The organism is Idiomarina aminovorans, from assembly GCF_023155095.1.
Taxonomy (GTDB): domain Bacteria; phylum Pseudomonadota; class Gammaproteobacteria; order Enterobacterales; family Alteromonadaceae; genus Idiomarina; species Idiomarina aminovorans.
Genome location: NZ_JAKNDA010000005.1, coordinates 178294 through 199736, shown reverse-complemented (window position 1 = coordinate 199736; position 21443 = coordinate 178294). Strand labels below are relative to the sequence as shown.

The window sequence follows — 21443 nt, the reverse complement described above, 5'->3', positions numbered from 1 at the left end:
TTCTTAGGTTACTTTTGTGACTTTGGTGCCACATAGTTAAAAATACTGGAAAAGTCCTGACGGCCGTGGCCCTGCTCTGACCAGCTATGATAAAGATTGCGTGTCAGTGACCCCATAGGGGTTGCGGCCCCGCTCTCTAGTGCGGTTTGCTGTGCCAAAACCAAGTCTTTAGCCATCAAATCAACTAAGAAGCCACCCTGGTAATCATTGCTTGAAGGTACATTTTCCATCACCCCCGGGCACGGGTTATAAACCTGCAAGGTCCAGTTACTGCCTGAGCTGGCCGCCATAATTTCTGACAAAACTCGCGGGTCTAGCCCGTTGGCTTTACCCAGCTGCAGCGCCTCAGAAGTTCCTACCATAAGCACAGACAACAACATGTTATTACAGATTTTAGCAATCTGCCCCGCACCGACATCGCCTGCGCGCAAAACATTTTTACCCATATCGTTGAGCACCGTGCGAGCACGCTCAACATTGGTTTCAGTACCGCCACAAATGAAGGTGAGCGTGCCGGCTTTCGCGCCGCCAACACCACCGGAAACGGGAGCGTCGATAAAAGCAATACCGGCTTTTTCAAGCTGCTCGCCGACATACATCGCAGTTTCTGATGAAATTGTACTAGAATCAATGACTAACTGGTCTTTGGTCAGTTTATTGATTAATCCATTGTCACCCAGATAAACCTCTTTAACATGACGGTCAGCCGGTAGCATCGATACCACAAACTCAACGCCGTCGATAGCCTCTTCAGCAGTTTTTGCCGCTTGCGCGCCTTCAGCAACAACAGCTTTCAAAGCGTCTTCAGATAAATCAAAAGCCTTAACAGTATGGCCGGCTTTTGCCAGGTTGCTGGCCATCGGCCCGCCCATATTACCCAGTCCAATAAATCCTACGGTTGCCATAGTGGCACTCCTTCTCATTCATTTGTTTTATTTATCAAGATCGGCTAGTGGATGCGTTCGCTCGCCCCAGGGCGGTAAAAAGAATGCATCAATCTCTTCCGCTGGTACTTCTGCTACCGAACTGTGCTGCCATTGTGGATTCTTATCTTTATCAATCAACAACGCGCGAATACCTTCGGCAAAGTCTCCGCGAACCGCACAATTGCAGGACAAAGTCAGTTCCAGCCTGAAGCAGTCCGCCAAAGATAAATCAGAGCCTTGCTGCAGCTGATTCCAGACCAGGTGCGACGTAAAAGGACACCCATTTGCCAGGTTTTTACGCGCGCGCGCCAGCCATTTGTCATCGGTTTGGTCATTTACGATACGCTCAACGATATCGCCAATGTCATTGCCGGCTGTCAGCTCGGTAATTAGCGACTGGTGCGGTTCAACCTGTGGTGCCGGTAAAACGGTTGCGTCACTGCTGGCAACCGAACTCAGTAGGTCTGTCACTTTCTGTTTGTTCAGCGCTTCAGTATTGCCCCATTCCATCTCTTTTAGTTGAGTCAAAATGGTGTCTTTACTCTCATGGCCAACGAAGTGATCGGCCAACTTCAGATAAAGCGCATCGTTAGCGTTCATGGTCGCACCGGTAATGCCCAGGAATAAACCACAACCTTCCGGCATACGATTAAGGAAGTAAGTGGCTCCGACATCCGGGTACAAGCCAATGGTCACTTCCGGCATAGCCAGCAACGAACGCTCAGTTACAATGCGGTGACTGGCACCGTTCATTAAGCCCATACCGCCGCCCATAACAATACCGTCCCCCCAACAAATAAGAGGTTTCGGAAACGTCTGGATACAGTAGTCCAGTTGATATTCCTGGGTAAAGAAGTTTTCAACTTCGCTCACCAGCTTGCCGGGTTCTGCCTGCATGGCTTTATACATTGCGACAATGTCGCCACCGGCACAAAAAGCTTTTTCACCCGCACCCTGCAACCAGACACAGGCGACGTTCTCGTCTTCGGCCCACTGTTTTAGTTGTGGCAACAGTTTTTCAGCCATAGCCAGGCTTAAAGCATTTAAAGATTTTTCGGCATTTAATGTAGCAACGCCGATGACTTTGTCACCGGCGTTCAGTTCTTCAAAAAGTACAACGTCTTGCATGGAGTCTCCTTACAAGATTTCGCGATCGTTATCGGCTAATATGCGCCGACCAATAATCATACGCATCACTTCATTCGTGCCTTCCAGAATTTGGTGAACACGAACATCGCGCACATGGCGCTCTAACGGATACTCTTTAATGTAACCATAACCACCGTGTAGCTGCAGCGCATCGTTACACACTTTAAAACCGACATCGGTTGCAAACTGTTTGGCCATAGCGCAATACGTGGTTTTATCGGCGTCGTTGTTATCGACTTTGCTGGCGGCTAAGCGCACCATTTGCCGGGCTGCAACCAGTTCGGTTGCCATATCAGCCAGCTTAAACTGCAGTGCCTGAAAGGCCGCCAATGGTTTGCCAAACTGAGTACGCTCCTGCATATAAGCTTTGGCGGTATTTAAAGCCGCCTGAGCGGTACCCACAGAACAAACCGCAATATTAATACGCCCGCCGTCTAAGCCCATCATAGCAAACTTAAAGCCTTCACCTTCTTTGCCCAGCAAGTTTTCAGCGGGAATACGAACATCCTCAAAAGTCACCAGGCGAGTGGGTTGAGCGTTCCAGCCCATTTTCTGTTCGGCTTTACCATAAATAACCCCTTTGGCGTCAGCCGGTACCGCAAAGGCTGAAATGCCTTTAGGGCCGTCTTCACCAGTACGGGCCATTACTACCAGAACGTCGGTTTCACCTGCGCCGGAGATAAACATTTTAGAGCCGTTCAGAACGTACTCCTCGCCGTCTTTCTTAGCGCTGGTGCGCAAGCTGGCAGCATCAGAGCCGGACCCCGGTTCAGTCAAACAATAAGAGCCCAGCTTCTCACCAGTCACTAACTCTGGCACCCATTGGTCAATCACCGACTGCTGACCGAACGAGCCAATCATCCAGGTCACCATATTGTGAATGGTCATCATAGCCGTTGTAGTAGTACAACCTCCGGCCAGCTGCTCAAAAATTAGCGCCGAATCTAAGCGGTTCATTCCGAAACCACCCGCTTCTTCCGGTGTATACATGCCCATAAAGCCCATTTCACCGGCTTTGCGAAACACTTCAATGGGAAAATGATGTTCTTCATCCCACTTAGCCGCGTGAGGTGCTAACTCTTTATCGGCAAATGCCTTCGCTGTATCAACAAAGGCTTGCTGGTCTTCTGTCAATTCAAAATTCATTGTTAGTCCTTACTACCTTAGGTTAATTGACATGTTCGGACCCGAAGCTTCTTCCAGGTCGCTGTCAAACCAACGCGCTGTGACTGTCTTAGTCTCACTGTAAAAGCGCACACCCTGCTTACCATAAGCATGAAGGTCACCAAAGAATGACCGTTTCCAGCCTGTAAAGGAGAAGAACGGCAGTGGTACCGGAATTGGAATGTTAATTCCCACCTGACCCACTTCAACTTCATGCTGGTATTTACGAGCAGCGGCACCACTGGCGGTAAAGATAGAAGTACCATTACCGTATGGGTTGTTGTTCACCAGCTCTAATGCATCTTCTAAGCTGTCCACTTCGGTGGCGCACAATACCGGGCCAAAAATTTCGGTTTTATAAATTTCCATATCCGGCGTAACCTTAGAGAACACCGTTGGGCCTACCCAGTTGCCATTTGGCAGACCGTCAACTTTGCAGCCGCGACCATCAACCAGGAGTTTGGCGCCTTCTTTCTCGCCTTGAGTAATCAGGGCTTCGACGCGTTCTTTCGCCTGCGGGCTAATAACAGGGCCATAAGCGGCGCCCTCGTCATTCCATGCGCCCGGACGAACCTTTGCAATGGCTTCGGCTATTTCAGGGATCCACTCTTTTGCTGCCCCCACAAATACTGCGACAGAAATGGCCATACAGCGTTGCCCTGCAGCACCCACAGAAGAACCGACCATGTTATTGATCACTTGCTGTTTATTCGCATCCGGCATAATAACGCAATGGTTTTTCGCACCGGCAAACGCCTGTACGCGCTTACCATTTTCAGTACCGCGACGGTAGATGTATTCAGCAACCGGTACTGAACCGACAAACGACAAGGCACGAACCTCAGGATGGTCTAACAAGAAGTCGACCTGTTCTTTGTTACCGTGCAAAACCTGCAACACACCTTTTGGCGCGCCAGCTTCTTCAAACAGTTCGGTCAGACGCGTCGGCGTTAATGGATCCTGCTCAGAAGGTTTAAGGATAAAGGTGTTACCACAAGCAATGGCCAGCGGGAACATCCACAGTGGAATCATTGCCGGGAAATTGAACGGTGTAATACCGGCACAAACACCCAATGGCTGGGTATAGCTGTACGAATCAATTTTACGTGCCACGTTTTCAACGGTCTCACCCATTAATAGCGATGGAATATTGGCGGCGTGTTCAACCACTTCAATACCGCGCCAGACATCGCCTTTAGCATCTTCAAAGGTTTTCCCGGTTTCCTGCGCCAGAGTTTCAGCAATTTCTTCCTGATGTTCTTTCAACAACGCCTGGTAACGCATCATCACCCGAGCGCGCTCAGAAACAGGCACTTCTTTCCAGGTTTTAAAGGCTTCACGTGCACTGTTAACTGCGGCTTCCATTTCACTTTGCGTGGCAACCGGAGCTTCAGCGATAACTTCCTGGGTGGCCGGGTTGGTCACAGGGATCCACTGTTCTGACTTCGAGGCGACAAATTCACCATCTATATACAGAGGCACTTTCTTAGACATAATTCACCTTCTTATTGTGTTATTTTGTCATCTATTGATGAGCTAAATTTAGTTAAGTGAGCCTTTAACGTGACCCTCTTAATTCTGATTACTTTACTCTGGGCTGCCAGTTTTTCGCTTATTGGCGTATATCTGGCCGGCCAAGTTGACGGTTATCTGGTTGTCTTTATTCGCATGATTTTAGCATTGATAACGGTTTTACCATTATTTCGCTGGCGTCATCTGTCGCCGCATAATGGGCAGTTACCTCAACTGGTTAAGCTTGCCGTTATTGGCGCCGTGCAAATTGGTGCCATGTATCTGTTCCTTTACCATGCGTTTTTGTATTTGAGCGTTGCCGAAGTGCTTTTGTTCACTATTTTTACACCGCTCTACATAACCCTGATTGACGAGCTGATACTCAACCGCAAGCATTTACCACTTTTATGGTGGGTTGCTGCTGCGGTATCCGTCTGCGGTGCAGCCATAATTCGCTATCAACCACTTTCCGATGACTTTATCATTGGCTTCTTTTTAATTCAGGCTGCCAATGCCTGTTTTGCCACAGGTCAGGTTGCTTACAAACGCTTACCTACCGGAAAAGCCCTGGCACAAACTCAACAGTTTGCCGCCTTTTTCTTCGGCGCCAGCGTCATTGCAGGCTTAGGTGTTATTCTGTTTGCTGATTTAAGCATGATACCAACCACTAACCTGCAGTGGGGTATTTTAGTATGGCTCGGTATTGTTGCCTCAGGGCTTGGTTACCTCGGCTGGAACCTTGCCAGTAAATGGGTCAATACCGGACAACTCGCCACTATGAACAACGCGCTAATTCCCGCCGGAATTTTGGTTAATGTCTTATTCTGGCAACAGTCTTTCGACTATACCCGTTTAAGCATCGGTGCTGTTATCATTATCCTTGCCGTGTGGCTGGCAGGACGGGCTCAAAAATTAAAACCCGTCCGTTAAGCTCGGCGGCTACAGCATTTCAACTGCCAGAGCCACGGCTTCACCACCGCCAATACACAACGAGGTAATACCGCGCTTCTGGCCTTTTTGCTTCAATGCATGCAGCAAAGTTACCAATAAGCGAGCGCCACTGGCGCCAATAGGATGTCCTAAAGCACAAGCACCACCATGCACATTTACCTTAGCCGGGTCTAACTTCATTTGTTGAATAGCTAACATAGTCACCATGGCAAAGGCTTCATTAATTTCCCATAAATCAACGTCGTCTTTGCTCCAGTCCAGTTTACTCAACAATGAGTTCATCGCACCAATTGGCGCCACAGTAAATTCAGACGGCGCCTGAGAATGGGTTGTATGGCCCGCAACCCGAGCCAGTGGCTGCAAGCCTTTAGCTTTTGCTTCGCTCTCGCGCATTAAAATAAGCGCCGCCGCACCATCAGATATAGAGCTGGAGTTTGCCGCCGTAATAGTGCCGTCTTTTTTAAACGCGGCACGTAACTGTGGAATTTTATCCATCCGCGCTTTACCCGGTTGCTCGTCCGTATCAACGGTGACATCACCTTTGCGAGTTGAGTAGGTTACCGGAACAATTTCACCTTCAAACAGGCCGTCTTTAATAGCAGTTTGAGCCTTAGTCAGTGAATGAATAGCAAAGTCATCCATAGCTGCACGATCCAAACCATACTCGTCTGCGGTATCCTGCGCATAGCAACCCATAGCTTTTTGCTCGTAAGCATCTTCAAGGCCGTCCAGCATCATGTGATCCAGTACTTGCCCATGCCCCATACGGTAGCCACTGCGACCTTTAGGAAGCATGTAAGGCGCGTTAGACATACTTTCCATGCCCCCCGCAAATACCACGTCAGCAGAGCCTGCTTTAATCAGATCATGCGCCAGCATCGCCGCTTTTAAACCCGAACCACACACTTTATTAATGGTGGTTGCTTCGGTTGATTTGGGCAGGCCCGCATAAAGCATAGCTTGACGCGCCGGTGCCTGACCTAAGCCTGCCGGCAACACATTACCCATAATAATTTCCGAAATATCATCGGCTTTCAAACCGCTATTATTCAGCGCGGCCTTAATAGCTGTTGCGCCCAAATTCGGCGCAGACACTTCACTCAAACTCCCCTGAAAACCACCCATTGGCGTACGGTTGGCCGCCACAATCACGATCGAATCGCTTGACATCTTTCCTCCAAATGCACTTTACGTTAACGTAAACTTCCTCTAAGCTTAGATCCCAGAGCAACCAAAAAGCAAGTACCGATGGGCAATAAAATAACTTACAGTATTGGTGAACTGGCAAAACAATTTGACATTACCACCCGCAGCATTCGTTTTTACGAAGACGAAGGCTTGCTCTCTCCCAGACGCCAGGGTCAACAGCGCATTTACACCAATAAAGACAGCGTGCGCTTAAAACTTATTTTGCGCGGCAAACGACTGGGCTTTTCTCTTGCAGAAACGCGTCGTTTGTTCGAACTGTACGATGCTGACAACAGTAGTGCTGCACAGCTACAAAAGGTACTTGAGCTCATTAGTGAGAAGAAGCTCTCGCTCAAACAACAGATGGAAGATATTAATGTGTTACTGACCGAGTTAAGTGGTCTCGAGCAACGTTGTCAGGACGAACTCGAAATCATCAACTCGTCAGTTTCAGAAGTTCATTCTCAGGAGTCGTTATGATCAGTCAATACACCACTTTTAATTTTGGGCTCGGCGAAACCGCCGACATGATGCGTGAGCAAGTTAATGCCTTTGCCCGCGATGAAATTGCGCCGCGTGCCGCTGAAATTGATGAAAAAAATGAGTTTCCAAGTGATTTATGGCGCAAGCTTGGCGACATGGGTCTGCTCGGTCTAACCGTTGCCGAAGAGTATGGTGGTTCTGGCATGGGCTATCTTGAACACGTTATCGCCATGGAAGAAATTTCACGGGCATCTGCCTCTGTTGGTTTAAGCTTCGGTGCGCACTCCAACTTATGTGTTAACCAAATTCATCGCAACGGTAACGAAGAACAAAAGAAAAAATATTTGCCCAAGTTATGCAGCGGTGAACACGTCGGCGCCCTGGCAATGAGTGAACCCAATGCCGGCTCTGATGTTGTCAGTATGAAACTCCGCGCTGAGAAGAAGGGTGATAAATACGTCCTGAACGGCAATAAAATGTGGATCACTAATGGTCCTGAAGCCAATGTCTACGTTATTTACGCAAAAACCGAACCCCAGAAAAACTCACGTGGTATTACCGCCTTTATCGTCGAAAAAGACACGCCGGGATTCAGTCAGGCGCAAAAGCTCGACAAACTCGGTATGCGCGGCTCAAATACTTGTGAGTTAGTCTTTGAAGATGCCGAGGTTCCCGCCGAAAATATTCTGGGTGAACTGAACGAGGGCGTAGCCGTACTGATGAGCGGTCTGGATTACGAACGCGCAGTACTTGCCGCGGGTCCACTGGGTATTATGCAAACCTGTCTTGATACTTGCGTACCCTATATTCACGATCGTAAACAGTTCGGTAAAGAGATTGGAGAGTTTCAGCTAATTCAGGGTAAAATCGCGGATATGTACACTCGCACTAATGCTGCGCGTGCTTATGTTTACGCCGTAGCACAGTCTTGCGACCGCGGTGAAACCACTCGTAAAGACGCCGCTGGTGCAATTCTTTATGCTGCCGAACTGGCAACGCAGCTTGCGCTCGATGCTATTCAGTTACTGGGTGGTAATGGTTATATTAACGAATATCCGACCGGTCGCCTATTACGTGATGCCAAGCTGTATGAAATTGGCGCGGGTACGTCGGAAATCCGCCGTATGCTAATTGGCCGCGAGCTGTTTACTGAATCAAAATAATAAGGAGCCAACGCCGTGGCGATTTTATCCAGTAAAATCAACACCCGCGATGCACAATTTGCGGCAAATAGTGAATCGATGCAGGCCGTAATTGACGACCTGCACGAAAAAGCCGCAAAGATTCATCAAGGCGGCGGTCCTAAATATCAGGAGCGCCATTTATCCCGTGGTAAGTTATTGCCTCGCGACCGTATTAACAAGTTGCTCGACGCAGGCTCTCCCTTTTTAGAAGTGGGTCAGTTTGCAGCCTGGGAATGCTACGAAGATTACGTTCCAGCAGCCGGTGTGGTTGCTGGCATTGGTCAGGTAGAAGGCACCGAGTGCATGATCGTCGCTAACGACGCGACGGTTAAAGGGGGTACCTATTACCCGCTGACGGTGAAAAAGCACCTGCGCGCTCAGGAAATTGCCGAGCGTTGTCACTTACCCTGCATTTACCTGGTCGATTCTGGTGGCGCCAACCTGCCCCGTCAGGACGAAGTTTTTCCCGACAAAGACCACTTTGGTCGCATCTTCTTTAATCAGGCGAATATGTCGGCCAAGGGCATTCCACAAATTGCCGTGGTTATGGGGCTGTGTACCGCAGGTGGTGCGTATGTACCGGCCATGGCCGATGAAAGCGTCATTGTCAAAGAGCAAGGCACTATTTTCCTCGCTGGCCCACCGTTGGTGAAAGCTGCAACCGGTGAAGAAGTTTCCGCCGAAGAGCTGGGTGGTGCCGATGTGCACACCCGTATTTCAGGTGTCGCCGACCATTTTGCGCACAACGATGAACACGCCTTAGCACTGGCTCGTCGTTCAGTTGCCCGTCTTAATCGCGGTGAACCGACCAAGCTAGACCGGCAACCGGCTAAGCCACCGCGTTTTGACGCAAAAGAACTCTACGGCATTGTCGGTACCGACCTGCGTAAACCGTACGACGTACACGAAGTCATTGCGCGTATTGTCGATGACTCTGACTTTGACGAGTTTAAAGCCAACTACGGCAACACGCTGGTTACCGGCTTTGCGCGCATTGATGGTTACCCGGTGGGCATTGTCGCAAACAACGGTATTTTATTTTCGGAGTCTGCGCAAAAAGGCGCTCACTTTATTGAGCTTTGTGCGCAACGCAAAATTCCATTGGTATTCTTGCAAAACATTACCGGCTTTATGGTCGGTAAAAAGTATGAGGCCGAGGGTATTGCCAAGCACGGAGCGAAAATGGTGATGGCCGTTTCCTGTGCCAAAGTCCCTAAGTTTACCGTATTAATTGGTGGCAGCTACGGTGCTGGTAACTACGGCATGTGCGGCCGCGCGTACGACCCTACCATGATGTTCATGTGGCCCAATGCCCGCATCTCAGTTATGGGTGGTGAACAGGCCGCGGGTGTAATGGCTCAGGTGACTAAAGACAACCTGGAACGCAAAGGTGAAAGCTTAAGCGAAGAAAAAGAACAAGAGCTGAAAAAGCCCATTGTTGAACAATATGATAAACAAGGTCACCCCTATTATGCATCAGCCCGCCTATGGGATGACGGTATTATTGACCCGGCGCAAACCCGCGAAGTTCTTGCACTAAGCCTTGCCGCTTCATTAAATGCACCGATTGAAGACAGCCGTTTCGGCGTCTTCCGTATGTAATCGGAGGTTATTGACCATGGCAAAATACACGGAACTGACTATTGATGACCAGGGCGTTGCAACCCTGATGTTAAACCGTCCGGATGTACATAACGCATTTGACGACGTGATGATTGCAGAGCTGCTGCAGGCTTTGAAAGACGTTGAGCAAAGCAAAACAGCCAAAGTATTGGTGCTTCGTTCCGAAGGCAAAAACTTCTCAGCGGGCGCTGACCTTAACTGGATGCGCTCCATGGCTGACAAAAATTATCAGCAGAATGTGGATGATGCCGGTGAACTTGGTCTATTAATGGAACGGCTGGACTTGCTCAGCAAGCCTAGTATTGCCTTAGTGCAAGGCGCCGCTTTTGGCGGTGCCGTCGGTCTTGCCGCCTGCTGTGACATCGTATTAGCACAACCACGCAGCAGCTTTTGCTTAAGTGAAGTGAAAATTGGCCTTATTCCTGCAGTGATCAGCCCTTATGTGGTGCGTACTATCGGCGAACGCCAGTCACGTCGCTATATGCTGACAGCAGAACGTTTCTTTGCCGACAAAGCACAAGAGTTGGGCTTGGTGAACGACGTTGTGGAAGATTTCGAAGAACCTTTGAATAAACTATTAGACGCGCTTTTAGCCAATAGCCCACAGGCGGTTAATGCCTGCAAGCAACTTATTCGCAATGTCGGTTCACGCCCTGTCGATACAGACGTACGTGAGCATACCATTGAGGCTATTGCGAAAATTCGCGTGTCGGACGAAGGCCAGGAAGGACTCAGTGCGTTTCTTGAAAAACGCCCCGCCGCCTGGCTTCAACAGAATTAACAACAGGTCTCATTATGATCAACACATTATTGATTGCGAACCGTGGTGAAATTGCCTGTCGTATCATTGCCACAGCCCAGAAAATGGGCATTCGCACCGTGGCGGTATTTTCTGATGCGGACCGCGACTCACGCCACGTTAAACTGGCGGATCAAGCGGTTCACATTGGCCCGGCAGCCAGTACTGAAAGTTACCTGCGCAGCGATAAAATTATTGCGGCCGCCAAACAAACCGGTGCTGAAGCCATTCACCCCGGCTATGGCTTCCTTTCGGAAAACGAAGACTTTGCCGACCAATGCCAGTTGAATGGCATTATCTTTGTTGGTCCGCCGGTTTCGTCTATTGCCGCTATGGGCTCAAAAAGTGCGGCTAAGTCTATTATGCAAGACGCCGGTGTACCGCTGGTTCCCGGCTACCACGGCAGCGAACAAGATATTGAAACGTTAAAAGCCGAAGCCGAAAAAGTGGGTTTCCCGTTACTGCTTAAAGCTGCATACGGTGGCGGTGGTAAAGGCATGCGCGTGGTTGAAAACATGGGCGAGTTCGATGAAGCTCTAAATTCAGCTAAACGCGAGGCCAACTCCTCTTTCGGCAACGATAAAATGCTAATGGAGCGTTTTATTCGCAACCCTCGCCACGTTGAAATTCAGGTGTTTACTGACGAGCATGGCAACGCGGTGTATCTGGCGGAGCGCGATTGTTCCGTTCAACGTCGTCACCAGAAAGTGCTTGAAGAGGCACCAGCACCGGCATTAACTGAAAAAACCCGAACTGAAATGGGCGATGCGGCCATTCGTGCTGCACAGGCTATTGACTACGTCGGCGCTGGTACCGTTGAGTTTCTGTTTGACCAAAGTGGCGAGTTTTATTTCATGGAAATGAACACCCGCTTACAGGTTGAGCATCCGGTCACTGAAATGATCACCGGGCAGGACTTAGTCGAATGGCAATTACTGGTCGCTTCCGGTCAGCCACTTCCGCTAGCGCAAAATGACATTCAGGTTAACGGCCATGCGTTTGAAGCGCGAATTTATGCTGAAGACCCGGACAACGATTTCTTACCCTGTACCGGCACCATCAAGCATTTACGCACACCAGTCGAAGAAAATGGCGTGCGCATTGATACCGGGATTGAACAAGGCGATGAGATTTCAGCTTTCTACGACCCCATGATAGCAAAGCTGATAGTCTGGGATACCGACCGTACCCGTGCCCTGCTACGCCTGCAAAGAGCCCTGCGGGAATACCGTTTAACCGGTCTCACCACCAATGTCGACTTTTTGCACCGTCTGGCATCACACCCCGAGTTTGTGAAGACTAACCTGACCACGGAATTTATTCAGCAGCATGAAGCTAATTTAGCACCAGATGACTCCGTCAGTTATCAGCAAATTGCTACTGAAGCCGCTTTATTTGATATTTGTCAGCGCCAGCAGCAGCGCGGCAGTTCACCCTGGCAAAGCGGTAATGCGTTTAGAATGAACTCTGCAGCTACGCATACGGTTCCCCTGCAATTTGACGAAGAGACCTACGCCATTTCATTAGCCGAAACTGGCACCGGTGAATTTCTGCAGGAAGTTGATAATGAAAGCATCCGTTGGCAGGCGTCTTTAACCGATGACAAACTGACATTAACGGCGGGCAGTATGCGTTATCACCGCTATGTCAGCGCCGATGACCAGCAAATTACCGTTTTTACTGACAATGGCCCTATGACTTTCCATCGTCACCGCGTGACTGATACGCTGTCAGACGAAACCGCCCACGGTGGCCACGTTGCTCCCATGAACGGTACCATCATGGAAGTACTGGTCGAAAAAGGCGATACGATCGAGAAGGATCAGCCATTAGTCATTATGGAAGCGATGAAGATGGAGTACACCATTCGTGCAGGCCACGAAGGTGAAGTAACAGACGTCTTCTTTATCGCCGGTGACCTGGTCAGTGACGGTAATGAGCTTATTGCAGTGAGTGAAGCGGAGTAGTTATGGCAATAGCGGAAAAGATCAAAATTGTTGAAGTTGGCCCCCGCGACGGCCTGCAAAATGAAACCGCCGTTTCTGTTGACGCAAAAGTTGCGTTAATTGAAGCGCTGGCAGATGCCGGCGTTTCCTACATTGAAAGTGCCAGCTTTGTCAGCCCTAAGTGGGTGCCACAAATGGCCGACAGCACGGCGGTTATGGAGCAGATAACGCGTCTTACCGGTGTCACCTACGCAGGCTTAACACCTAACCTAAAAGGCTTTGAAACTGCAGTTGCCGCCAATATGGACGAGGTTGCCGTATTTGGCGCTGCGTCAGAAGCGTTTACGCAAAAAAACATTAACTGCAGTATTAATGAATCACTGGAGCGTTTTCAGCCAGTTATTGCCGCCGCTAAAGAGAAAAACATTCCGGTCAGAGGCTATGTTTCCTGTGTTTTAGGTTGCCCTTACCAGGGAGACGTGCCTTTAGAAAATGTTGTTAAAGTTGCGAAAGCGCTTTATGACATGGGCTGCTATGAAGTCTCACTGGGCGATACCATCGGTGTTGGAACACCATTAAAAGCACAGGAAATGTTGGCCGCCGTTGCTGAAGAAGTGCCAATGGACAAGCTGGCATTGCATTTTCATAATACCTACGGGCAAGCGTTGGCGAATATAATGGCCTGCCTGCCACTGGGCATTGCCACTATTGATACGGCAGTTGCCGGTTTGGGCGGATGCCCATACGCGAAAGGTGCCAGTGGCAACGTTGCCACTGAAGATGTGGTTTATATGCTCAACGGCATGGGCATTAAAACCGGTATCGACCTGAATAAGTTAATCACAACCGGGGCCAGTATTTGTCAGCATTTAGCGCATGGGCCCCGTTCGCAAGTCGCTATAGCAGAATTGGCAAAAGCTGAATTAGCAAAATAAGGGGATTAAACATGACTTCAGAAGCTTTGTGGCAACCGTCAGCAGAGACCATTGCCAATGCCCGTATGACGGATTTCCTGCAACAAGTAAATACCGAAAAAGGTGTCGCACTGGCCAACTATCATGACCTTTACCAGTGGTCGGTGGATAACGACGAAAGCTTCTGGTCTATGGTATGGGATTACTTTGATGTTATTGGCGAAAAAGGTAAAACCGTTGTTGCCGATAAAGAAAAAATGCCGGGCGCCAAATGGTTTCCTGACGCCCGACTAAACTTTGCCGAAAATCTGCTACGTCATAAAGATGATCATATCGCTCTTATTTTTCGGGGTGAAAATGGCGCCAGACAACAGCTGACTTACGCGGAGTTAAACCACGAAGTTGCCGCGTTTGCAGCGGGTTTACGCCAACGCGGTATCGAAGCTGGCGACCGCGTAGCGGCAATGATGCCCAACTGCATCGAAACCATTATTGGAATGCTCGCCACCACCAGTATTGGAGCCATCTGGTCGTCCTGCTCGCCGGACTTTGGCGTGCAAGGCGTGCTTGACCGTTTCGGTCAAATTGAACCCAAAATACTGATTACCGTTGACGGTTATTTTTATAACGGCAAAAACCTCAATATTAAAAACAAAACAGCCGATATCATCAAACAGATACCCAGCATTGAAGCCACTGTGGTGGTTAATTTCAGTGAGCAAAAAGATTGCCTTCAAGGCGACAAGGTTTTTGCCTGGAATGACTTTGGCGATGCTGAACAAACACACATAGACTTTGTTCCGCGAAACTTTAATGATCCCCTTTATATTATGTTTTCGTCGGGCACCACCGGCGTTCCTAAGTGTATAGTTCATGGTACGGGCGGTACGCTATTACAGCATTTAAAAGAGCACGGCCTGCACACAGACCTGGATCGTGACGATAACCTGTTTTATTTCACTACCTGCGGCTGGATGATGTGGAACTGGTTAGTCAGTGGCCTGGCTGTTGGTGCTACTTTGACTTTATTCGACGGTTCGCCTTTTGCACCAAAGCCCGAATTTTTATGGGATGTTGCCGACCAGGAAGGCATTACCGTTTTTGGCACCAGTGCTAAATACTTAGCGGCCCTCGAGAAGGCGGACGTGAAGCCCAAACAAAGCCACAAACTGGACAAGTTACGCAGTATCTTAACCACCGGGTCGGTGTTACCGCCTGAAAGCTTTGACTACGTTTACCGCGATATTAAAAAGGACTTGTGTTTGTCGTCCATTTCAGGTGGCACCGACATTGTCTCCTGTTTTGCCCTTGGCTGTTCTATTTTGCCGGTCTACCGAGGTGAGTTACAGTGCCGAGGTCTGGGTTTAGCCGTCAATGTGTATGACGATAACGGACAGCCAGTTCGTGGTGAAAAAGGTGAGTTAGTCTGCGAAAGTTCATTCCCTTGCATGCCGGTTGGCTTTTGGGGCGATGATAACAATGAGCGCTACCACAATGCCTATTTTACCCGCTTTGAAAATACCTGGGCACACGGAGACTTTGCCGAATTGACCGAACACGAGGGTGTGATTATTTATGGCCGTTCTGACGCTGTCCTTAACCCCGGTGGCGTGCGTATTGGCACCGCTGAAATTTATCGTCAGGTTGAAAAAGTGGACGAAGTGCTGGAAAGCATCGCCATAGGCCAGCAATACCAGGATGACGAACGCGTTGTTCTTTTCGTAAAACTAAGAGATAGCATTCAACTTAATGACGAACTCAGACAAACCATTGCTAAGACCATTCGCGCGAACGCCACTCCGCGCCACGTTCCAGCAGTTATTTTGCAGGTTGACGACATACCCCGTACTATAAGCGGTAAGATAGTCGAATTAGCGGTACGTAATGTTGTTCACGGTGAGCCCGTGAAAAACACGGATGCTCTGGCAAACCCAGAAACCTTAGATTACTTCCGTGATAGAGAGGAGTTGCGTTAATCCATGATGTTCCTGCACGGGTCACGGCAGGCGGTCGTAGCAGCCATTGTTGGCTTACTTATTACGGTTACCGCCTTTAGTTATTTGCGTTATCAAGAAAATCAAGTTGTCCATGATGCGCTGGAAGCGGAAACGTACAACTTGCAACGTGATATTCGGCAAAGCTTAGTGTCACATTTGTTTGTCGCTGAGTTATTAGCTCGTGAATGGGAGCGCAGTGACCTGACAATAAAGGAACGCTGGAAGGAGAATACAGATATCGTTACCTTGTACTACCAGAATGTGCAAGGTATTACCTGGCTAAATGAAGATCTCAATATAGAGTTAATCTATCCCCAAACTGGCCAGCCTGAGCTTTTAGGCACTCCTTTTGCCAAAACACCTTTGGTGAATAAACTCGAAATCTCCGAAGGTAACCGTCATGCCATGATGGGACCGGCCGGAAATTTAGGCCGTATTAGCAGCGACATTGCTATTTTTGTTCGCGTAGAGCGGGAACAGAACCCTGGCTTTTTAGGGTTTGTGATAAGCCTGCAAAGCCTCTTCACTAATGTTGTTCGCAGCAATATCAGTGAGGGCTTTCAGCTCAGTGTGCACAACAATAATAATCTCCTCTATCAATTTGCCGGCGACGCCTCATTACGCGATGAATGGTCTCATTTCCATAATTTGCAGTTAGTCGGAAACAGTTGGGAGCTCTCAGTCTGGCCAACCAGCGATCATTTAGAACAGTTACGAGGCGGTATCTCACTCGCCGCTTTAATTGCCGGTCTGCTGGTTACCAGTATGTTAACTTTTGTGCTATATGTTTTGGCGCAAAGCCGTTTTAAAGCGCAGCAGTTAGCCGATTCAAATATTGAACTTTACAGTGAAATTGATGAGCGTGAATGTATAGAAAAGCAAATGGCTTATCTTGCCGAACACGATTCCCTTACAGGCCTGGTCAACCGTAACGCTTTAAAACGTATTCTTAGTGAGTGGATGGAAACCGAGTCTCCGCGGAAAAAAGCCGCACTGTTATTTATAGACCTGGACCGGTTTAAGGAAGTTAACGACGCACTCGGTCATACCGTTGGTGATGAACTCTTACGCAGAGTGGCACGCCGCATTATGAAATTAACACCTAAGTCGAGCGTATTGGCACGCGCCGGTGGTGATGAATTCTTGCTGGCTATTGCAGAAGCAGACAACCGGGAGAGCGTTATTAAGCTGTCCGAGCAGTTGCTTAAGGCTCTTGATACCCATTTCTTTGTTGACGTTTATGAGCTCTTTATCAGCGCTTCTATTGGCATCACTTATGCCGATGATTCAGATTTCAACGCTGAATACTTTATTCGCAATGCCGACACGGCACTTTATCAAGCTAAAGAGCATGGCCGTAACACCTACAAAGTTTACGATAAGGCCATTCATTACGACCTGACCAAAAAACTGGAATTAGTAAAACGACTCCGTCACGCTATTTCTAAGCAACAGCTAACGGTTTATTATCAACCCAAGGTTGAGCTCCGTAGTCGTCGAATAAGCGGTTTAGAGGCTTTAGTACGCTGGGTTGATGACGACGGCACCATTATTCCTCCTGACGAGTTTATTCCGTTGGCTGAAGACACCGGTCTGATTATTCCGATCTCGGAATATGTTATGGAAGAAGCCTTCTTACAATTGAAGCAATGGCATGACATTGGTTTTGAAGAACTGAGTATTGCCATCAATATTTCAGGAAAACAACTACACTTGGCCGACTTGGTTGAAGATATTATGGAACAGGTCAACGAAGCCCGAATACCTTCAAATAAAGTAGAGCTTGAGCTTACCGAGCAAGTCTTCATAGAGAACATTCAGTCGCATACTCGGTTTATGCATTCGGTGCGTAAGCACGGAATGTCACTGGCTATTGACGACTTTGGTGTGGGCTACTCGTCGCTGTCTTATTTGAAGAACTTCCCGGTTACATCATTAAAGATAGATCGCTCTTTTGTTAAAGACTTACCACACGATGAAGATGACGCAACCATTACTCAGGCCATTATCAGTCTGGCACGTAACTTAAATATCCAACTGGTTGCTGAAGGTATTGAAACAGAAAAACAAGTCGAATTTTTATTACAACGTGAATGCAGTACCGGGCAAGGTTTTCTTTTCAGCAAACCCGTACCGGCACGGCAAATTACAGAGTTATTACAGCAGTATAAAGGGCTTATCCCTATCCAGATTGCCTGAATATAGTGGAGGTTAACGTGGAACGCGAAAGTATGGAGTTTGATGTCGTAATTGTTGGTGCTGGCCCATCGGGGCTTGCAACGGCCTGTCGACTCGGCCAGCTCGCACAAGAAAATGAGCAAGAGCTCATGATATGCGTGGTTGAAAAAGGCGCTGATATTGGTGCTCATATTTTGTCCGGCGCGGTTTTTGAAACACGCGCCCTGAACGAGCTGTTCCCCGACTGGCAAGAACGCGGAGCGCCACTCAATACTGAAGTGACCGGCGATGATGTTCTGCTGTTAAAAGACGAGAATAATCATACTCGTCTGCCGGATTTTACCGTGCCAAAAACTTTCCATAATAAAGGTAATTATATTGCCAGTATGGGTAACCTTTGCCGCTGGATGGCAGAACAGGCAGAGCAACTGGGCATTGAAATTTTCCCGGGCTTTGCCGCCTCAGAAATACTCTATAACGAAGATGGCAGCGTAGCCGGCATTCAAACCGGTGACATGGGCGTGGCAAAAGACGGTAGTGAAAAAGACGGCTATATGCCCGGCATGGAACTCCGCGCCAAGTACACCTTCTTTGCGGAAGGCTGTCGTGGACACTTAGGCAAAGAGCTTATTAGAAAGTTTGAACTCGATAAAGACAGCACACCGCAGCACTACGGTTTAGGCTTTAAAGAAATCTGGGATATTCCTGAGGAACTGCACGAACCGGGTAAAGTTGTTCACACCGCAGGCTGGCCCCTGACTGATAGTAACGCCAGTGGTGGCGGCTACCTTTATCATGCGGAAGACGGACAAGTGTATTTAGGTCTGATCGTTGATCTTAACTACGCTAACCCTTATTTGAACCCGTTTCAGGAATTTCAGCGTTTTAAAACACACCCGGCTATAAAGCAGATAATAGAGAACGGTAAACGCGTATCTTATGGTGCCCGTGCCATTGCTAAAGGTGGTTATTATTCTCTACCGAAGATGACATTCCCCGGCGGACTGCTGGTTGGTTGTAATGCCGGTACCTTAAACTTTGCTAAAATAAAAGGTAATCATACCGCAATGAAGTCTGGCATGGTGGCTGCTGAGTGCGTATTTGAGCAACTGAAAAACGGTAAAGCCAACGATGATATGACTCAATTTAAAGACGCCTTTGAAAAATCATGGGTATTTGATGAATTGTATCGTTCGCGTAACTTTGGCGGTGCCGTTCATAAGTTGGGTACAGTACTTGGTGGCGCTTATAACATGGTCGACCAAAATTGGTTTGGTGGTAAATTGCCGTTTAAGTTTAAAGAGTGGACACCAGATCACAAAGCCACCGGCAAAGCAGAAGACTTTCAATCAATTAATTACCCGAAAGCGGACAATAAACTCAGTTTTGACCGTTTGTCTTCCGTCTTTTTATCGAATACTAACCATGCAGAAGATCAACCCTGTCACTTAAAGCTGAGTGACGCGGATATTCCGCTAGAGGTTAATCTACCTAAATACGCTGAGCCAGCACAAAGATACTGCCCGGCAGGCGTTTATGAAGTAGTAGAAGAGGACGGTAAACAAGTTTTTCAAATTAATGCTCAGAACTGCATACATTGTAAAACTTGTGATATTAAAGACCCCAGCCAAAATATTACCTGGGTTGTTCCTGAAGGTGGCGGGGGACCTACCTACCCTAATATGTAAGCACTCTGTAAAATTCATAACAATAAACACCAAGGCATGCTAAATGTCTTGGTGTTTTTCTTTTTAAAATAGGTAAACTTTTAAAAATAGAAACACCCGCAATACTAAAAGTTTAATTTCAGCTATTATTTTATCTACAATAAATATCGGTATCAGTCTCAATAAACGAAACAAGGTAAGCAACAATGAGTGACTTTATTAAAATTCTTCGTCATGAGCGTCGTTTAAAAGCAGCGTTTAAAGAACTGGATTTAAGTGAACTGGAAACGATTAAAGAAAAATTTGATTCAGTTATTGCTCAACGTCGTCAAGAAGAAGTTGAAAAGCAGCGTCAGCAAGAAGCCAAACAGAAAAAAATTGACAAATTCAAAAGCGCAATGGCAGAAGCCGGTATTGAGCTTTCAGATATTCTGGAGCAAGAACTGGGTGGTGAACCTATTGTTAAAACGACTCGTAAAAAGAGAGCCCCTAAGCCACCTAAATATCAATACACAGACGAAAACGGTGAAGAGCAGACCTGGACGGGTCAGGGCCGCATGCCAAAAGCCATCAAAACAGCCATTGATAATGGTAAATCTTTAGAAGCTTTTTTAATTAAATAACACCAATAATGCGTAGTCGAACACCAATAAATGATTGAGACTACGCTTTTTGTTGAACAATAGCCTCAGCTTGATTAGGCTATAGAAAATTCAAGTTGGCAAGGATCGACATTGCGCTATCGCTTAATTGCACTCGTATTAACGCCATTACTCGGCCTTTCTGCCTGTAGTATTTTACCTCAGATGGCGGGACAGTCGTATCAAATTGATTCTGGTGATATCAGCGTTTATCGTACTGATAACCCTCCCGGCCAGGCATACGAGCTTATTAGTGTTGTAAATGGTGAAAGCTGCCAAAGACAATTTAATGGCTCTAAAGCTTCAAATGAAGATGCTATTCGGGCATTGCGCGCAGATGCGGTGCAGTTTAAAGCTCATGCCGTTATTGACACTCAATGCTTTTCATTAAAGCCAGCAGCTGACTCCATCTGTTACAGTGAAGTCAGCTGTGTGGGTCGTGCTATCCAATGGCGTGATTAATTGTTTTGACTCAATGTTACGTCACCAACGCCGACTTCAACCTGAACACTCACTGATCCATTACCCCGGTAACTTGACTCCGATGTAACAATCATTCTGTTTTCCTGCGTATTTCCAAAGTTCCGCAAGCTTGTGTCACCAACACCAACCGACGCTTCAACCCGTCCGTAGTCACCGTTGGCTAAGTTGAGTGAAATATCCCCCACACCCAGGTCAATGCTCAAATCATTAAATGGAACGTCTCCGGAAACTTCGCCAACGCCTAAATCAACTTCTAACCGTTGTGTTTTAGGCACTGAAATTTTCCAGTGTTGCGACATATCATCGTCTGGCGTTGCTGAAATTTTCAATTGATTGCCATTTCGTTCGCCTTTTATCAACACTTTATCCAAGTCACCACCGTCAGCAAACCAGCCATCATCATCCGACTCAACCCGCAACTCTATTTCTACAGCATCACTGTCCGATACACTTAACTCAACGGCACCGACGCTTGCATCGATATGAATTTCGCTATCGCTGCTCACCATATAGCTGCTGTTTAAAGTGCGCTCATTTCCTGCTGAGAAAGCGGCACTACTAACGGTGACCAGAGCAATAAAACCTAAAGTTAACGGCCAAATTTTGTGTTTCATCATTTTTCTTTTCCTGTTGTTATT

18 protein-coding genes are annotated in these 21443 nt (G+C 47.8%); 12 read left to right on the top strand and 6 right to left on the bottom strand.

Going from position 1 to position 21443, the window contains the following annotated elements:
• Positions 1-8: 8 nt before the first annotated feature.
• The 4 genes from mmsB to L8G48_RS10755 are packed head-to-tail and all read right to left on the bottom strand — an operon-like array spanning position 9 to position 4733.
• On the bottom strand, positions 9-905 hold the full coding sequence (gene mmsB, locus L8G48_RS10770; protein WP_248264609.1) for a 3-hydroxyisobutyrate dehydrogenase: 897 nt from the start codon (positions 903-905) through the stop codon (positions 9-11).
• A gap of 27 nt (positions 906-932) precedes the next feature.
• Positions 933-2054: an enoyl-CoA hydratase/isomerase family protein gene (locus L8G48_RS10765; protein WP_248264608.1), complete on the bottom strand. Its 1122-nt coding sequence runs from the start codon at positions 2052-2054 to the stop codon at positions 933-935.
• Positions 2055-2063: 9 nt separating this feature from the next.
• Positions 2064-3221 (bottom strand): acyl-CoA dehydrogenase family protein, encoded by a 1158-nt coding sequence (locus L8G48_RS10760; protein ID WP_248264607.1) that lies wholly within the window; start codon positions 3219-3221, stop codon positions 2064-2066.
• Positions 3222-3233: 12 nt separating this feature from the next.
• On the bottom strand, positions 3234-4733 hold the full coding sequence (locus L8G48_RS10755; protein ID WP_248264606.1) for a CoA-acylating methylmalonate-semialdehyde dehydrogenase: 1500 nt from the start codon (positions 4731-4733) through the stop codon (positions 3234-3236).
• A 69-nt stretch (positions 4734-4802) separates the two neighbouring features.
• Here L8G48_RS10755 and L8G48_RS10750 point away from each other — a divergent pair, with 69 nt between their 5' ends.
• Entirely contained in the window at positions 4803-5681 is an 879-nt protein-coding gene (locus tag L8G48_RS10750) for an EamA family transporter (RefSeq protein WP_248264605.1), read from the top strand.
• A gap of 9 nt (positions 5682-5690) precedes the next feature.
• On the opposite strand, the gene L8G48_RS10745 is transcribed toward L8G48_RS10750, so the two are convergent.
• Positions 5691-6872: an acetyl-CoA C-acyltransferase gene (locus tag L8G48_RS10745; protein ID WP_248264604.1), complete on the bottom strand. Its 1182-nt coding sequence runs from the start codon at positions 6870-6872 to the stop codon at positions 5691-5693.
• Positions 6873-6950: 78 nt separating this feature from the next.
• Between L8G48_RS10745 and L8G48_RS10740 the strand changes: the two genes are divergently transcribed.
• From L8G48_RS10740 to rcsF, 11 genes are all read left to right on the top strand, one after another.
• Complete coding sequence (locus L8G48_RS10740; RefSeq protein ID WP_248264603.1) at positions 6951-7370, top strand: MerR family transcriptional regulator; 420 nt, start codon at positions 6951-6953, stop codon at positions 7368-7370.
• Positions 7367-8536 carry an isovaleryl-CoA dehydrogenase gene (locus L8G48_RS10735; protein WP_248264602.1) on the top strand — a complete coding sequence of 390 codons (1170 nt, stop codon included), beginning with the start codon at positions 7367-7369 and terminating at the stop codon, positions 8534-8536. The genes L8G48_RS10740 and L8G48_RS10735 overlap by 4 nt, the downstream gene beginning before the upstream one ends.
• 15 nt (positions 8537-8551) lie before the next feature.
• Positions 8552-10159, top strand: coding sequence for a carboxyl transferase domain-containing protein (locus L8G48_RS10730; protein ID WP_248264601.1), 1608 nt, complete (start codon positions 8552-8554; stop codon positions 10157-10159).
• Between the two features lie 16 nt (positions 10160-10175).
• Positions 10176-10961: an enoyl-CoA hydratase-related protein gene (locus tag L8G48_RS10725; protein WP_248264600.1), complete on the top strand. Its 786-nt coding sequence runs from the start codon at positions 10176-10178 to the stop codon at positions 10959-10961.
• Positions 10962-10975: 14 nt separating this feature from the next.
• A complete protein-coding gene (locus L8G48_RS10720) occupies positions 10976-12946 on the top strand; it encodes an acetyl-CoA carboxylase biotin carboxylase subunit (protein ID WP_248264599.1) in 1971 nt (656 codons plus the stop codon).
• A 2-nt stretch (positions 12947-12948) separates the two neighbouring features.
• On the top strand, positions 12949-13860 hold the full coding sequence (locus L8G48_RS10715; RefSeq protein WP_248264598.1) for a hydroxymethylglutaryl-CoA lyase: 912 nt from the start codon (positions 12949-12951) through the stop codon (positions 13858-13860).
• A gap of 11 nt (positions 13861-13871) precedes the next feature.
• Positions 13872-15815: an acetoacetate--CoA ligase gene (locus L8G48_RS10710; protein ID WP_248264597.1), complete on the top strand. Its 1944-nt coding sequence runs from the start codon at positions 13872-13874 to the stop codon at positions 15813-15815.
• A gap of 3 nt (positions 15816-15818) precedes the next feature.
• Positions 15819-18035 (top strand): bifunctional diguanylate cyclase/phosphodiesterase, encoded by a 2217-nt coding sequence (locus tag L8G48_RS10705; RefSeq protein WP_248264596.1) that lies wholly within the window; start codon positions 15819-15821, stop codon positions 18033-18035.
• A 17-nt stretch (positions 18036-18052) separates the two neighbouring features.
• The gene (locus tag L8G48_RS10700; protein WP_248264595.1) at positions 18053-19702 is read left to right on the top strand and encodes an electron transfer flavoprotein-ubiquinone oxidoreductase; all 1650 of its coding nucleotides are present in this window, start codon (positions 18053-18055) and stop codon (positions 19700-19702) included.
• Positions 19703-19887: 185 nt separating this feature from the next.
• The gene (locus L8G48_RS10695) at positions 19888-20304 is read left to right on the top strand and encodes an H-NS family histone-like protein (protein WP_248264594.1); all 417 of its coding nucleotides are present in this window, start codon (positions 19888-19890) and stop codon (positions 20302-20304) included.
• Between the two features lie 111 nt (positions 20305-20415).
• Entirely contained in the window at positions 20416-20784 is a 369-nt protein-coding gene (rcsF, locus tag L8G48_RS10690; protein ID WP_248264593.1) for an Rcs stress response system protein RcsF, read from the top strand.
• Here rcsF and L8G48_RS10685 read toward each other — a convergent pair.
• Positions 20781-21422 carry a hypothetical protein gene (locus tag L8G48_RS10685; protein ID WP_248264592.1) on the bottom strand — a complete coding sequence of 214 codons (642 nt, stop codon included), beginning with the start codon at positions 21420-21422 and terminating at the stop codon, positions 20781-20783. The two genes, rcsF and L8G48_RS10685, sit on opposite strands and share 4 nt — an antisense overlap.
• Positions 21423-21443: the final 21 nt, after the last annotated feature.